Annotated in this window: 12 protein-coding genes and 1 pseudogene; 4 read left to right on the forward strand and 9 right to left on the reverse strand. The window is 72.5% G+C overall.

Going from position 1 to position 13,153, the window contains the following annotated elements:
• Nucleotides 1-103 precede the first annotated feature (103 nt).
• Nucleotides 104-685, reverse strand: coding sequence for a TetR/AcrR family transcriptional regulator (locus tag DEJ50_RS00915; RefSeq protein ID WP_150211798.1), 582 nt, complete (start codon nt 683-685; stop codon nt 104-106).
• Nucleotides 686-782: 97 nt separating this feature from the next.
• Here DEJ50_RS00915 and DEJ50_RS00920 point away from each other — a divergent pair, with 97 nt between their 5' ends.
• Nucleotides 783-1,286, forward strand: a complete 504-nt coding sequence (locus DEJ50_RS00920; RefSeq protein ID WP_223837501.1) for a VOC family protein — start codon at nt 783-785, stop codon at nt 1,284-1,286.
• 75 nt (nt 1,287-1,361) lie between these two features.
• Here the strand turns inward: DEJ50_RS00920 and DEJ50_RS00925 are convergent, their stop codons facing one another.
• The 3 genes and pseudogenes from DEJ50_RS00925 to DEJ50_RS00935 all read right to left on the reverse strand — a co-directional run bounded on the left by DEJ50_RS00925 (nt 1,362) and on the right by DEJ50_RS00935 (nt 2,875).
• Nucleotides 1,362-1,769 (reverse strand): transglycosylase SLT domain-containing protein, encoded by a 408-nt coding sequence (locus DEJ50_RS00925; RefSeq protein WP_150205503.1) that lies wholly within the window; start codon nt 1,767-1,769, stop codon nt 1,362-1,364.
• A gap of 334 nt (nt 1,770-2,103) precedes the next feature.
• A pseudogene (locus DEJ50_RS00930) lies at nt 2,104-2,232 on the reverse strand (VOC family protein); the annotation flags it as partial.
• Between the two features lie 55 nt (nt 2,233-2,287).
• Entirely contained in the window at nt 2,288-2,875 is a 588-nt protein-coding gene (locus tag DEJ50_RS00935) for a DinB family protein (protein WP_150205504.1), read from the reverse strand.
• A 114-nt stretch (nt 2,876-2,989) separates the two neighbouring features.
• Here DEJ50_RS00935 and DEJ50_RS00940 point away from each other — a divergent pair, with 114 nt between their 5' ends.
• From DEJ50_RS00940 to DEJ50_RS00950, 3 genes are read left to right on the forward strand one after another with little or no spacing between them, the layout of a single operon-like run.
• Nucleotides 2,990-3,358, forward strand: coding sequence for a hypothetical protein (locus DEJ50_RS00940; protein WP_150205505.1), 369 nt, complete (start codon nt 2,990-2,992; stop codon nt 3,356-3,358).
• Nucleotides 3,355-4,632, forward strand: coding sequence for a hypothetical protein (locus tag DEJ50_RS00945; protein WP_150205506.1), 1,278 nt, complete (start codon nt 3,355-3,357; stop codon nt 4,630-4,632). The genes DEJ50_RS00940 and DEJ50_RS00945 overlap by 4 nt, the downstream gene beginning before the upstream one ends.
• A gap of 23 nt (nt 4,633-4,655) precedes the next feature.
• Nucleotides 4,656-4,967: an antibiotic biosynthesis monooxygenase gene (locus tag DEJ50_RS00950; protein ID WP_150205507.1), complete on the forward strand. Its 312-nt coding sequence runs from the start codon at nt 4,656-4,658 to the stop codon at nt 4,965-4,967.
• A 46-nt stretch (nt 4,968-5,013) separates the two neighbouring features.
• On the opposite strand, the gene DEJ50_RS00955 is transcribed toward DEJ50_RS00950, so the two are convergent.
• The 5 genes from DEJ50_RS00955 to DEJ50_RS00975 form a co-directional block, all read right to left on the reverse strand.
• On the reverse strand, nt 5,014-6,285 hold the full coding sequence (locus DEJ50_RS00955; RefSeq protein ID WP_150205508.1) for an APC family permease: 1,272 nt from the start codon (nt 6,283-6,285) through the stop codon (nt 5,014-5,016).
• Between the two features lie 12 nt (nt 6,286-6,297).
• Nucleotides 6,298-7,551, reverse strand: a complete 1,254-nt coding sequence (locus DEJ50_RS00960; RefSeq protein WP_150205509.1) for an NAD(P)/FAD-dependent oxidoreductase — start codon at nt 7,549-7,551, stop codon at nt 6,298-6,300.
• Between the two features lie 141 nt (nt 7,552-7,692).
• Nucleotides 7,693-8,790, reverse strand: a complete 1,098-nt coding sequence (locus DEJ50_RS00965) for an ABC transporter substrate-binding protein (RefSeq protein WP_223837502.1) — start codon at nt 8,788-8,790, stop codon at nt 7,693-7,695.
• Nucleotides 8,791-8,831: 41 nt separating this feature from the next.
• Nucleotides 8,832-9,461, reverse strand: coding sequence for a 2'-5' RNA ligase family protein (locus DEJ50_RS00970; protein ID WP_150211799.1), 630 nt, complete (start codon nt 9,459-9,461; stop codon nt 8,832-8,834).
• Between the two features lie 104 nt (nt 9,462-9,565).
• Entirely contained in the window at nt 9,566-12,943 is a 3,378-nt protein-coding gene (locus DEJ50_RS00975) for a S8 family peptidase (RefSeq protein WP_223837503.1), read from the reverse strand.
• Nucleotides 12,944-13,153 lie beyond the last annotated feature (210 nt).

A 13,153-nucleotide genomic window follows, 5' to 3' on the forward strand; every position in this document is an offset into this window, starting at 1 on the left:
GTACTCACTCCAACGGCCCAGGCGTGTCCGACTGATGGCGGTGCGGCCGTACGAGGGGTCAGGCGGCGGCTGCCGCCGAGGACGTTCCACTCGCCGCACAAGGTCAGGCCGGGGTGCGCAGGCCTGACAGGAGGCGGTCGAGGGCCTGTTCCGTGGCCTGCGGGTCGCCGCCGCGCGCGATCCAGAGCGCGGCCTCGTTCATTGCCCCCGAGAGGAGCCGGGCCAGGGGCTCCACCGGCTGATCGGCGATGATCCCGGCTGCGGCGAGCGCCGCCAGGGCCTCTGTGAGGTGCCGGGCGGAGGATTCCTCGTCCAGGGCCCGCCACTCGTCCCAGCCCAGTACGGTCGGCGCGTCGACCAGCAGGACCTGGCGCACCGCCGGGTCGGTTCCGGCGGCCAGGAAGGTCCGGCAGCCGGCCCGGAGCTGCTCCCAGAGGTCCTCGTACTGCTCGGCCGCGGTCGCGACCCGCTCGCCCAGTTCCTGCTGGACCTCGGCGACCACGGCTCGGAAGAGCCCCGCTTTGCTGTCGAAGTGGTGGTAGGCGGCTCCCTTGGTGACCCCGGCGGCCCGCGCCACTTCGGCCAGTACCACGTGGTGATAGCCGTCGGCGGCGAACCGGCGCCGCCCTTCGGCCAGCAGTGCCTGCCGTGTGGCCGCCCGCTGCTCCGCCCGGTTGACCGCCATCGCGCGCACCGCCCTTTCCGTTTCGCGTACCCGGGGTATGCTAACGCCATGATTCGCATACCCCGGGTATGCGAAATGGATCGGGAGGACCTCTGCCATGACGAACGAGCTCACGACCACGACCACGACCACGCTCAGCGGCTTCTACCCGGTGCTCGCGACCAGGGACGTGGCCGCCTCCCGCGAGTTCTACACCCGTCACCTCGGGTTCGAGGTGACCTTCGAGGCGGACTGGTACGTCAGTCTGCGCCGCCCCGACGCCCCGCAGTATGAACTGGCCCTCCTGGACCACGCCCACCCGACCGTCCCCGAGGGCCACCGGGCCGCGCTCCGGGGCGGCCTGCTGCTGAACTTCGAGGTGGACGATGTGGACCGCGAGCACCAGCGGCTCGTTGTGGAGGCCGGCCTGCCCGAGGTGCTGCCGCTGCGTACGGAGGACTTCGGCCAGCGCCACTTCATCCTCGCCGCCCCCGACGGGGTGCTGATCGACGTCATCACCGTCGTCCCGCCCACCGAGGAGTACGCCGCCCTGTACACCGACCCCGACACCGACACCGCCGCGGACCGGTCCGGACCGGGCGGCCAGAGCTCCCGCGCCTGATGGACATGCAAAAGCGCCCGGCCGGAGGGTTCCGGCCGGGCGTTTTCGTGTGTCTGCTGTGTTGCCGCTGGTGGCTTAGTACCAGTGGTTGGCCTGCCAGAAGTTCCAGGCCTCGACGGGGGAGCCGTAGCGCTCGTTCATGTAGTCCAGGCCCCACTTGATCTGGGTGGCGGGGTTGGTCTTCCAGTCGGCGCCCGCGGAGGACATCTTCGAGGCGGGCAGGGCCTGCATCAGGCCGTAGGCGCCGGAGGAGGCGTTGGTGGCGGTGAAGTCCCAGCCACTCTCGTGCTTGACGATCTTGTCGAAGGCGGCGAACTGGGCCGGGTCCTTGATCATCTGCTGGGCGATCGCCTTGGCGCTCGTCGGCGCGGCCTGAGCCGGAACCGTGGCGGCCAGCATGGAACCGGCGGCGGCGAGACCGACGACGGTGCCAGCAAGGGTCTTCTTGGAGGTGGCGATGCGGCGGATGACAGAAATGGACACGGATGAGCCTTCCGTAGGGAACAGGACCGTCGCGGCATGCCGAAGACATGCGTGAGCCACTCACGCGGTGGAGAGGGGTTCGTCCGGCGGGGGGCGGGAGCCCCGGCCGCCTCGGCGACATCACCAGTTAGCCAGGCCCCGGCAGCCCTGGCAACGTCCCCTCCTACTAGGAAGGATCGGAGGAAGACCGGAACCGGGTGCGCGGACGGCGGTACGGGGGCGGCCCGGGGTCGGTTCGCGGCCTACGGGGCCGGGTCGTATGTGACATGGACCCTATGGGGCGAGTCACCCCAGGAGCTCCTGAACTGCACGGAGTGTCACCATTTGTACCTGCTCAGTCCAGGCAGAACTCGTTGCCCTCCGGGTCGGTCATCACGATGAAGCCGGAGCTCATCGGCGGAGCGGGCTCGTGGCGGCGTACCCGTACCGCTCCCAGCGCGACGAGCCGGTCGCACTCGGCGACAGCGCCCATGGGTCGCGGGCGTCGAAGGTGACCTGGAAGGGGCGGCTCGGGCGGCTCATCGGGCTCCTCCGTTCGTGGCGGGATTCGTGTGCAGGTAGAGGTCGCGCAGCAGGCAGACCTCGGACAGGTGGTGGATCAGCTCGCGGTGGATGTGCAGCACCAGATCGGCCATGGCCAGTTCGGGGTAGGGCTCCTTCTCACCGACCGGGACCCTGAGCCCGGCCTCGCCGAGGCTGCGCACCCCGGCCAGCCAGACGTCGAGCTGGGTCTCGAGCTGGTCGAGCGCGGTGGCCGCGCTGTCGGCGTACTCCCAGGTCTCGTACGAAGCCGCCGGCGCGCCGAAGTGCGCCGCATTGCGCGCGGCGAGCACGCCGACGATCACGTGGCCCAGCCGCCAGGCGATCGTGGTGAAGGGCGCGGGGACCGGCGGGGGGAAGGCGTAGTCAATGGTGTGGCCCCCGGCCCCGACCTGCACGGGCGCCGTCGAGGTGCCGCGTGGCCGCACGCTCCAGGCCTCCGGCACCGGCGACCAGAAGTACTCCTCGTCGGTCATGCCCTCCAGCCGGGCTCTGATCTGAAAGTTCCAGTGGAACTCCCACTGCTCGCGCAAGGTCCGGTTCCAGTCGGGTTCGTTCGCGGTCATGGCGTCACCCTGACACCCCCGGCGGCCGGTTTCCGGGCGCCGCGTTCGGGCATGCCGGGAAGCGTGGAGCGGCGTCCTCGACGAGTTGAGCCGAACCGCCACGCGTGGTGGGCGGTGCGTTACGCCGTCCGGGCGTGGCCGCGCAGCGTTGCGGCGGCCGTGGTCGCGGTGCTGCTGGGCGGGCTGCTCATCGCGGCCGGGCTGCGGTTCCTCGCCGGGGCGGCCGTGTCCGTGGCGGTGATCGCTGCGGTCGGCTGGGTCCTGGCGGTGTCGGCCCTGTTCGCCATGGCTGCGGTGCGGGCCTACCGGGCACTGGGCTTCCTCTTCGCCTTGGACACGTCCGGCCGGTCGGGTCCCGCCCCGGAGGCCCACACCCCCGGTAATGTGCCGTTCCCACCCTCCGGGGCCGCCGCGGGCCCGCGCCCGCAGGAACCGCCAGGGCCGTCAGGGCCGCCGGAGGAGGAATCGGAGGTCTGGGAGTGAGCACTGCCGAGCCGGAACCGTTCCGGGCGCTGTACTACCCGTTCTCCCGGACGATCGACGAGACCACGCTCAAACGCGCCGTGCTCCTGTACGACGAGATCCTGTTCGTCGATCCGATGAGTCCGCGGGTGCGCGCCGGACTGTACAAGGCCGAGGAACACCTGCCGTATCTGCCCTCCGATGTGGCGGCCTCGCTGGAACGGGAGTGGACTGCCGTCAGCGGCCGGTACGAGGTGCTGGAGCGCGAGGGTCTGATGCGGCGGGTCGACCCGTCGGGGCTGGTCGAGGACCAGGCCATCGGTCAGCTCATCGCCGACGCGCTGGGCGCGGACCTGGCCGACACCGGGGCCCACGCGCTGTTCCGGGACGGCTGTCCGACGACATGGAGCATGCTGCGCACCCGGATTCCCGGGCCCGCGTTCCAGTACCTGGCCCATCAGATCCCCGCACGCGTCCTGGTCAGCGGCAATATCGTCCCCGGTCCCGCCGCCCATCCCATGGCGCTGTACCTCGACGGCCATCCGGCGGCGCAGCCGACGTCGAGCCCCGGCCGCCGGCTTCCGGACGACGGCCGGGAGTACGCCGCCCTGCTGCCGTACGTCGCCGGGTCCTCCCTCGCGACGTCCACCGCGCTCGCCATCGCCGAGGCCGAGAACGCGGTTCCGGTCACCGACAGCGACGCGCACTTCCGGCTGCTGTCCCTGCGCATGGCACGGGCCGCGGCGGCGGCCTCCCTGGCTCCGGTGATCCCGGGGCTGCGGGCCGAACCGAATCCGGCCAGGGGGCAGAAGACGGCGCTGGTGGAGCGGCGGATCGTCGACTCCGTCGTCTCCCACGAGGACTTGGCGGCCCTGTCGCTGGAGGACTGCCTGCGGTACCGGGAGCGCAGCGCCGAGGAGCGGGCCCGGTTCCGGGAGTTCCTCCACGATATGGTGTCCACGGTGCAGGCGGATCCGTGGTCACCGGAGATCGTGCCGCTGATCGAGGAGCGGCTCGCGGCGGCCCGGCAGGAGATCCGCGACCACGCCGGTGCGCTGCGCGACACGTACCGGAGCCTGTTCCACCGGACCCTGGCGGGGCTGGCCGTGACCGCTGCCCCCACGCTGCTGGCGACGGTCTTCCCGGTGGTGTCGCCGCTCACCGTGCTGCTGTTCGGGGGCGGCCCGCTGACGGCGGTCCTGCAGGAGCCGGTACGGGAGCTGCTGGCCCACTGGTGGAACCGGGACCGGGGTACCGGCAGCCTGGCGTACCTGATGGATCTTCCCGGAAGTTGAGCCGGAGGGGTCACTGGTGTGACATGGTGACGAGCGTGATCATCAGGGTGAGTGAGGCGCGGGTACGTCCCGAACGGTTCGAAGCGTTCCGGGAGATGATCGTCTCTGCGGTGCGCGGGTTTCCCGGCCGTTATCCGGGCCTGGTGGACCACGAGGTGCTGCTCGCGCCGCCGGACTCCCTGCTGTACGTCAGCCGTTGGCGCAGCGAGGAGGACTTGGCCGACTACGCCGGCGAGCACTGGCGTGACCAGCCCGTGGTGCTGCCGGGCGAGGAGGAGTACCTCCTCGGACCGCTTCTGGTGCGGCACTTCACATCCGCACCCTGGTCCGAATGACGGACGGGCAGGCCGTGACCGGTCCCGCTGCGGCGGGCGGCGTTGGTCAGGGCCGGGGCGTCAGGGTGCGGCGGACGGCGTAGACCGTGGCGCCCAGGGCCAGGACCGCGGCACCGGAGAAGACCGAGGCCTGCGGCAGGGCGAAGGCCAGGACCAGGCAGCCGGCCAGCCCGAGGACGGGAACGATGCGCGCGGGGCGGCCTTCTTCCGCCGTCAGGGTCCAGGCGGAGGCGTTCGCGATGGCGTAGTACGCGAGGACGCCGAAGGAGGAGAAACCGATCGCGCCCCGCACGTCCGTGGTCGCGGCGAGTACCGCCACCACGGCGCCGACCGCCAGCTCCGCCCGGTGGGGCACCTGGAAACGGGGGTGCACCGCGGCGAGCGCGTGCGGCAGGTGCCGGTCGCGGGCCATCGCCAGGGTGGTGCGGGAGACGCCGAGGATCAGGGCGAGCAGGGAGCCGAGTGCGGCGACCGCCGCACCGGTGCGGACCACCGGCACCATCCAGTCCGCCCCGGCGGCCCGGACGGCGTCCGACAGCGGCGCCGTGGCCCGGGCGAGCGCGTCCGGTCCCAGCACCATCAGGACGCCGACGGCGACGGCCGCGTAGACGAGGAGGGTGATGCCCAGGGCGAGGCGGATCGCCCGGGGGATCGTGCGCGCGGGATCGCGGACCTCCTCACCCAGGGTGGCGATGCGCGCGTACCCGGCGAAGGCGAAGAAGAGCAGGCCCGCCGCCTGGAGGACCCCGTCGAGGGTCGCGTCCGAGCCGGTGTGCAGCCGGCCGGCGTCCGCAGTGCCGGAGGTGAGGGCGGCGACGACCACCGCGGCGAGCACGGCCAGGACGAGGGCGACGATCACGCGGGTCAGCAGTACGGATTTCTGTACGCCGGTGTAGTTCAGCGCGGTCAGCGCCACCACGGCGGCCACCGCCACCGCGTGTGCCTGTCCCGGCCAGACATAGGAGCCGACCGTCAGTGCCATGGCCGCGCAGGACGCCGTTTTGCCGACGACGAAGGCCCACCCGGCGAGGTAGCCCCAGAACTCGCCCAGCCGTTCCCGCCCGTAGACGTAGGTGCCTCCCGAGGCCGGGTAGCGGGCGGCCAGCCGGGCCGAGGACGTCGCGTTGCAGTACGCCACCACCGCAGCCGCCGCGAGACCGAGCAGCAGTCCCGATCCGGCCGCCTGCGCCGCCGGGGCCAGGGCTGCGAAGATGCCCGCGCCGATCATCGACCCCAGGCCGATCACCACGGCATCCGACAGCCCCAGATGCCGCCGCAGTTCATCCGGCGACCCGGCCGTCGTCGACGACTCCCCCATGACCCCACTCCTTCAACGGCACGTCCTGCGGTGCCTGAGGTTAACGGCCGAGGCCTTGGCCAGGACCAGGGGGTTCAGGAAGCGCATCGGACCGATCAGCCGGGATCCGAACATGTGCATGTGCCGCGCCAGCGAGGCATCGCGTGCCGCCGCCGAGAACATCAGCCGCTCCATCGGGTTGAACGGGCGGGCCCGGGCGAAGTCGGCGGCCAGGTACTGGTGGCCGCGCAGCCGGCGCCCGTGTGTGCGTGCGTACGCCGCGAGGGACCTGTCGAGGTCGCCGCGGCCGGTTGCGGCCGGGGCGACCGCCTCCGCCAGCCATTGCGCGGTCTGCAGGGCCCACCCGCATCCCACTCCCCACAGGGGGTCGCCGGTCAGTGCGGCGTCGCCGATGAGTGCAAGGCCCGGTGCGGTCGGCTTGCGGCTGTGGAGGGGGTGGTTGACCGTGCCGATGATCTTCGTGATGCGTTCGGCGGAGTCGATGGGCGGGGCCTCGGGCAGGGCGCGAACGAAGGCGAGGAAGCTGCCCTCCAGGTCCTCCCGGAAGGCCGGCAACCGCTTCTTGTCGGGGACGACCGCCATGACCGTCACGCCGCCGTCGTTCGGGAACGCGTACGCCATGTCGGGTTCGAGGAACCAGGTGTGAGCGATCCCGTCCCGCAGGGGAAGGCTGCGGAAGTGTGCGAGGTAGCCGAAGCGCATGTTCTCGTACTGCCGGGCGGGGACCTCGGCGGCCTTCGCCACGTCCGAGTCCTTGCCGTCGGCGCCGACCACCAGGCGGGCCCGGATCTCACGCTCGCCCTGTGGTGTCGAGGCGCGCACCCCCACGGTTCGTCCGGCTTCCCCGATCAGCCCGGTCACCTGGTGGCCGAGGAGCAGATCGACACCGGGGGTCTCGGCTGCACGGGACCGGATCAACGGGTCGAGGGTGCTGCGCCGGACGTTGTAGGCGTACGGGAGCTCGGGGCCGGCAGGCGCGGCCTTCGGCTCGATCCATCCCCAACGGGTGTACCAGCGGGCCGCGTTGCGGACGGCTCCCGCCTTCTCGAGGTCGGGGACGAGGCCGAGTTCGTCCAGCACCGGGTAGGCGTTGGCGGTGAGGGAGTGGGTGCAGAGCACCTTGTACGCTGCGGGGTCCGAGCGGCGTTCCAGCAGGGCGACGCGGACTCCGCGCCGGGCGAGCAGGATCGCCGCGGCGCTGCCGGCGAGGCCGGCTCCGCTGATGACGACGTCGTAGTCGTATCCCGTGCTCTGGTGCCTGGTCATGTGCTGATCGCTCCCTTGGGGGTGTGGTGCCGTTCGTGGGAGTGCTCCGGTGCCATGCCGTGCATTGCTGTCAGGCACATGACGAAGTGTAGGGCGGGCCCCGGACTCGGACGGGTCCGGGCCGCCGGCCTCCGTGGTGTCTCAGCCGGAGTGCAGGATACGGAAGCGGTCGGGGTGCGCCGGGTCTCGATCGGCGATGTGGACCGGCGCCCCGGCCCATTGCCAGACGCTGATGCCCGGCGTGCGGGAGAACCGGATCTGCCCGCGGGTGCCCTCGACTGCGACATGCGGCCAGGATGCGGCGGTGAGCGCCCGGTCCGTGCCGTGGGTGTGCAGCACATCGGCCAGGACGGCGATCGTGTCGTAGCCCTCGAAGGCAACGAACGAGGGCGGTTCGGCCAGCTGCTCCCGGAGGGCCTTCGCCACGCGTTCACCGAGCGGGGTGAGGCGCTCGGGCAGGTAGCGCAGGAAGGGGATGGCGACACCGTCCTCGCCCAGCAGTTCCGCCCACGAGCCGAACTCCGGCTGCCCGGCCGGAGCGCCGATCATGATCTCGGCGAGGCGCCGGTCGCGGCGGACGGCCCTGACGATCGGCACGGCCGGCTCCGGGTGGCCGGCCAGCAGCAGGAGGGCCGTCGCGCGATGGCCGACGAGTTCCTCGCACAGGGCGGCGGGGGCGAGCGAGCGCGCGTCGAGTTCGATGACGGTGCCGCCGCGTGGAGCGAGGTGGTCCCGCAGGATGCGGGCCCCGGACGCCCAGTAGACACTCGGCTCGGCTGCCACGGCGATACGGCTGTGGCCCGCTCGGAGGAGGAAGTCCGCGTAGATCCGCCAGCCCTGGGACTGGGCCGGGGGCAGGCGGGCGACCCATTGCGTCGGCTGCTCGGTGAGCGCGTCGAGGACCGCCGACGAGCAGAGGAACGGCAGGCCGAGGGCGTCGGCCCTGGTGGCGGCGGCGCGGGCGACCACGCTGTGGTATTCCCCCGCCAGGGCTGCCACGCCCAGCCGGGCCAGTTCGTCCACGGCCGCCGCGGCCCGCTGCGGATCGGCCGCGGTGTCGCGGACCACCAGTTCGAGGGGCCTTCCGGCGATCCCGCCGGCGTCGTTGACCTCGCGAACGGCCAGCTCGAGTCCGGCGAGCAGGTGCCGGCCGGCCTCGGCCCAGCCGGGCCGGGTCAGCGGGACGAGGGCGCCGATCCGGACGGATGAACCGTCAGTCTGCTCCAGCTGGGTGACCATGCCGGACATTGCATCCACCGCGCTCGGCAGCAGGCAACCGATTATTCGGGGCCGGTGCCGGTGCCGGTGCCGGTGCCGGGGTCGGGGAGTCGGCGCAGTGCGCCCGTGCCGAGGCCGATCGTGACGCGGGGCCGCATGGGGCCGTCGCCACGGCGGGAGAGCAGGACCACCTCGTCCACCCGCGCCGACATGCTGCTCAGTCGGGCCGCGCATTCTGCGGTCAGGCCTTTCGGGTCGCGCGTACGCCCCAGGGACAGGTGCGGTGTGAAGTGCGGGGAGCGTCCGCGGCAGCGGGGGAAGGGTTCGGCCAGGTCGCGCTGGAGAGCGGTCCAGGGGCCCGGGCCGGCCGCGGCGGGATCGAGCCACACGGTGGAGTACGCGTGATGGCGAAACGAGCGCACTCTGCTGAGGCGCACGTCGAACGGCTGGACGGCCGCGGCCACGGCGGCGAGCAGCGCAGCGGCGGCCGGGAACTCGGATTCCGGTACGAAGCCGAAGAGCAGGTTGACGTGCGGCGGCCAGCGGCGGATCTGCGGGTCGTGTTCGGCCCGGATGCTCTGGATGGGGGGCCACAGATGGGGCGGGGGCAGCCATACGACGGCCGTACGGGGTGTGGGGGCGATGTCCAGGTACCCTGCGGCGCCGCTCCCGCCGTCGGCCGGCCCGGGCATGCTCACCGGACCATGATGCCCCGGCACGACCCCGGAGGCGGGTGCCTCCGGGGCCGTGTCGTACAGGGCGGTGTCGCCCCGGGCCGTGTCGTACGGGGCGGCGGTCAGTCGGTGAGGTAGGCGCGCAGGACGGTGACCTCGGACTTGTTGCCCGCGGTGTCGACCACCGTGCCGCGCAGGGAGACATGGCCGCCCGCCGCCGGGCCCTGGACGGTGACCGCGCCGTCCTGGACCGGCAGGGCCTTCCAGGTGTAGCCGTCGTCGTAGGAGACGGCCACCGTCAGGGACTTCAGGCCCGCTCCGGCCGCCGGGCCCTGGACGGTGACCGGCACGCGGAGCGGGTAACCCCCGTTGACGGTGCCCTCCGCACGGATGTCCGGGGTGAACCGGACGACCGAGGCCGGAAGCGCGGCCGGGGTGCCGGCCGGGGTGGTGGCGGAGCGGAACCACCAGGTCGCGGTCACCTTGGAGGAGGTGCGGGTGACGGATGCGGGCTGGGTGGACGAGGCCACCAGCTTGTACGAGGCCTCGCCGGGCGGGACGGCGAACGGCTCGGCGTCACGGAGCTCGGTGTTCCGGGTGCCGGCGGCGATCCCGTTGCGGTAGAGCACGGTCTTGCCCTGGGCGAGGAGGTTCGCGCCGTTGTGACCGGCGCCGTCCGCGAGCAGCGGCAGCGTGCCCCGGATCCGGTCGCCCTCGCGGTAGAGGCCGAGTCCGGCCGCGGTGTCCACCCGGGGGCCGACGACCGCGGTGCCGAAGCGCTCCTGGTGGGTGAGGCCGCCCTGGTAGGCGCGCTCGCCGTCGCCGGCGTAGGTGACCTCCTCGGTCTGGGTGCCGTCCTCGTGCACGGCGTACTGGGTCGCGGACAGGGCCCACTTGGTGCCGTCGGCCGCGGACAGGCGCAGCTTGACCCCGTTCGGGACGGTCCCCCAGGTGAACGTGGCGCTCTCGGTGCCACCGCCCGGGAGGCGGCCGACGGCCCGTACGGCGCCTTCCTTGCCGGGGGCCGAGCCGCCGTGGGTGACGATCACGGTGGCCAGGTCGGCGTCCTTCAGATGGCGGGTGTAGCCGGTGGCCAGCTGGTTGACGGGGCCGCCGAGCGGGGCGTGGTATCCGCCGTCCTCGGCCTGCCACTGGGTGTGCCACTGCTGGAACAGGCTGGTGCCGGCGGCCGGCGCGGGTCCCTGGGCGCGGGTGCGCAGGCGGTCGTAGGAGTTCAGCCACCAGCCGAAGCCGTAGGTGGTGTCGCCGGTCCGCAGTTCGTAGCCGGGGGCGACGGACTCCTGGACGGCGGTGGGTGCGGGCACCGTGACGGTCACCGGCTTGGCGGTGCGCGCGTCGATGGTGACCGTGGTGTTGCGGGTGAGGTCGAGGCGGGGCTGGGAGATCCAGTCGAGGCCCGCCTCGACGTCCTCGGGGTTGACGAGGACGCGGGAGTCGAGGAGGTAGCGGCCCTTGGGGAGGCGGAGGGTGCCGGTGCCGGAGTTCTCGTGGTTCTCGAACTGCTTGCCGGCGGCCGGTCCGGTCAGCCCGTTCATGCTGGTGTAGTAGCTGGTGGCGGGCTTGCCGTCGCGGCCGGTGTGGCGGAGGGTCAGCGCGTACGACTCGACCTCGCGTTCGGCGACGATCGCCGTACGGACGGTCTGTCCGGCCGTGGTCGCCAGCGCGTGCCCGGTGTACCTGCCGTTGACGGAGCCGCCGAGGCGGGTGTTGAGGGTGAGGTCGGCGGTGGCGGTGCCGCCGGCGGGGACGGTGAGGCGGGGTTGGGCGAAGGTGAGGAAGCCGGCCGGGGCGGGCTTGCCGTCGGGGCCGGTGGCGGTGACGGAGAGGTTCAGGGTGACCGGGGAGGTGCCGAGGTTGCGGTAGGTGACCTTGCGGGTTTCAGGGGCGTCGTCCTCGTGCGGCCACTGTCCGCCTGCGAAGGTCAGCGCAAGGGGTTCGGCGATCACCGACTGGCCGAGCGCGTTGTCGACCGCGATCCGGCCACTGCCCTGCTGGAAGGGGCTGTACGGGCCGGGCTTGGTGGAGCCGACGAGGGCGGCTTTGAGCTGGGCGCCGGTCCACTGGGGGTACTGCTGCTTGAGCAGGGCGGCGGCGCCGGCGGCGTGCGGGGTGGCCATGGAGGTGCCGGAGAGGGTGAGGTAGCCGGCCGGCTTCTGGCCGTACCGGGCTTCCAGGACGCTGCCGGGGGCGGAGGCCGCGGTGATGTCCACTCCCGGGGCGGTGACATCGGGTTTGACGGCGCCGTCGCCGAGGCGGGGGCCGGTGCCGGAGAACTCGGCAAGGGCGTCGGTGTCGTTGACGGCGCCCACGGTGAGGGCGGCGTCGGCGCTGCCCGGGGAGTCGATGGTGCCGGGGCCATGGCGCCCGTCGTTGCCGGCGGCGATGGCGAAGAGCACGCCCTGATCGGCGGAGATCTTGTTGACGGCGGCTTCGATCGGGTCGATCTCGGGCCAGTCGGGGCCGCCGAGGCTGAGGTTGACGACCTGGGCGCCCTGGGCGACGGCCCATTCGATGCCGGCCAGGATGCCGGAGTCGTCGCCGAAACCGTTGTCGTCGAGGACCTTGCCGTTGAGCAGCTTGGCGCCCGGTGCGACGCCCTTGAAGGCGCCGCCCGACTTGGCTCCCGTTCCGGCGGCGATGGCTGCGACGTGGGTGCCGTGTCCGTAACGGTCGGCGGTGCTGCCGGAGTTGACGAAGTCCTGGGCGGCTAGGACCTGGCCGGTGAGGTCGGGGTGGGTGGAGTCGATGCCGGTGTCGAGGACGGCGATCTTCACACCGGTGCCGTCGTACCCCGCGGCCCAGGCCCGGTCGGCGCCGATCTGCCGGGTGCTCTTGTCGAGGCGGGCCGTACGGATGCCGTCGAGCCAGACGCCGGCGATCCCGGTGGTGGTGGCGCGGCGTGCGGTGCCGGCCTGGCGGTCGGTGAGGGCCTCCCAGAGCGTGGCGGCCTTCTCGGGGGTCGCGGTGACGGCTTCCGCGTTGAGCAGGGGGTAGCTGCGCTCGGCCGGCAGGCCGCCTGCGGAGCGCAGGGCGGACTTGGCAGCCGGGGCCGCGCCGTCGTAACGGACGATCAGCTTCAGCCGGTCGCCGCGGGCTTTGCGGTACTCGGGCCGGCTGAGCTCGGTGAGGTCGAAGAGCCGGGGGTCGAGCCGGCCGGTATCGATCAGGCGCTGGGCGTCGAGCGGGACGAGGCTGGTGCGGGCGTTGTCGCGGCGCACCGAGACGGGTATCTTCTCGCGGCCCTTGGCCGGGACGAAGCCGACCGGGCGGCCCTCGGCGTTCACGGTGACCCGGTCCCCGGTGATCAGGGTCAGCTGGGTGGAACCCTGCCGGGCCGGCTGGTGGCCCGGCAGGGCGCCGGACGGCCCGGGTGCGGGGCCGGCCGCTGCGGCGGGTGTGGTCAGACCCGCCGCGAGCGCGATGGCGGCGAGGGCGGCCGTGGCCGCCGCTCCCGTCCGCCGCTTGCGAGGTGTGCGCACGTCAATTCCCCCTGGAATACGAACGATCGCCCGCGGGTCGGATGCGGCACCGCGGGGCCCGAGTATCACCCGCTGTTTGACGGCCATTCAATGACGGGACTGTGACAACTGGCCGCCGTCTCCGACCCGTACGACGGGGCGATCTGATCTTTCCCGGGCGTCCAAGAAGAGTTCAGGTCTCGATCATGCTACGTTCTGATGACATGTGAA

The organism is Streptomyces venezuelae (assembly GCF_008642295.1).
Taxonomy (GTDB): Bacteria; Actinomycetota; Actinomycetes; order Streptomycetales; family Streptomycetaceae; genus Streptomyces; species Streptomyces venezuelae_C.

Coding starts and splice junctions, on each gene's coding strand:
- DEJ50_RS00915 (WP_150211798.1), bottom strand. CDS start 685: ATGGCGGTCAACCGGGCGGAGCAGCGGGCGGCCACACGGCAGGCACTG.
- DEJ50_RS00920 (WP_223837501.1), top strand. CDS start 783: ATGACGAACGAGCTCACGACCACGACCACGACCACGCTCAGCGGCTTC.
- DEJ50_RS00935 (WP_150205504.1), bottom strand. CDS start 2,875: ATGACCGCGAACGAACCCGACTGGAACCGGACCTTGCGCGAGCAGTGG.
- DEJ50_RS00950 (WP_150205507.1), top strand. CDS start 4,656: ATGGTGACGAGCGTGATCATCAGGGTGAGTGAGGCGCGGGTACGTCCC.
- DEJ50_RS00955 (WP_150205508.1), bottom strand. CDS start 6,285: ATGGGGGAGTCGTCGACGACGGCCGGGTCGCCGGATGAACTGCGGCGG.
- DEJ50_RS00960 (WP_150205509.1), bottom strand. CDS start 7,551: ATGACCAGGCACCAGAGCACGGGATACGACTACGACGTCGTCATCAGC.
- DEJ50_RS00965 (WP_223837502.1), bottom strand. CDS start 8,790: ATGGTCACCCAGCTGGAGCAGACTGACGGTTCATCCGTCCGGATCGGC.
- DEJ50_RS00970 (WP_150211799.1), bottom strand. CDS start 9,461: ATGCCCGGGCCGGCCGACGGCGGGAGCGGCGCCGCAGGGTACCTGGAC.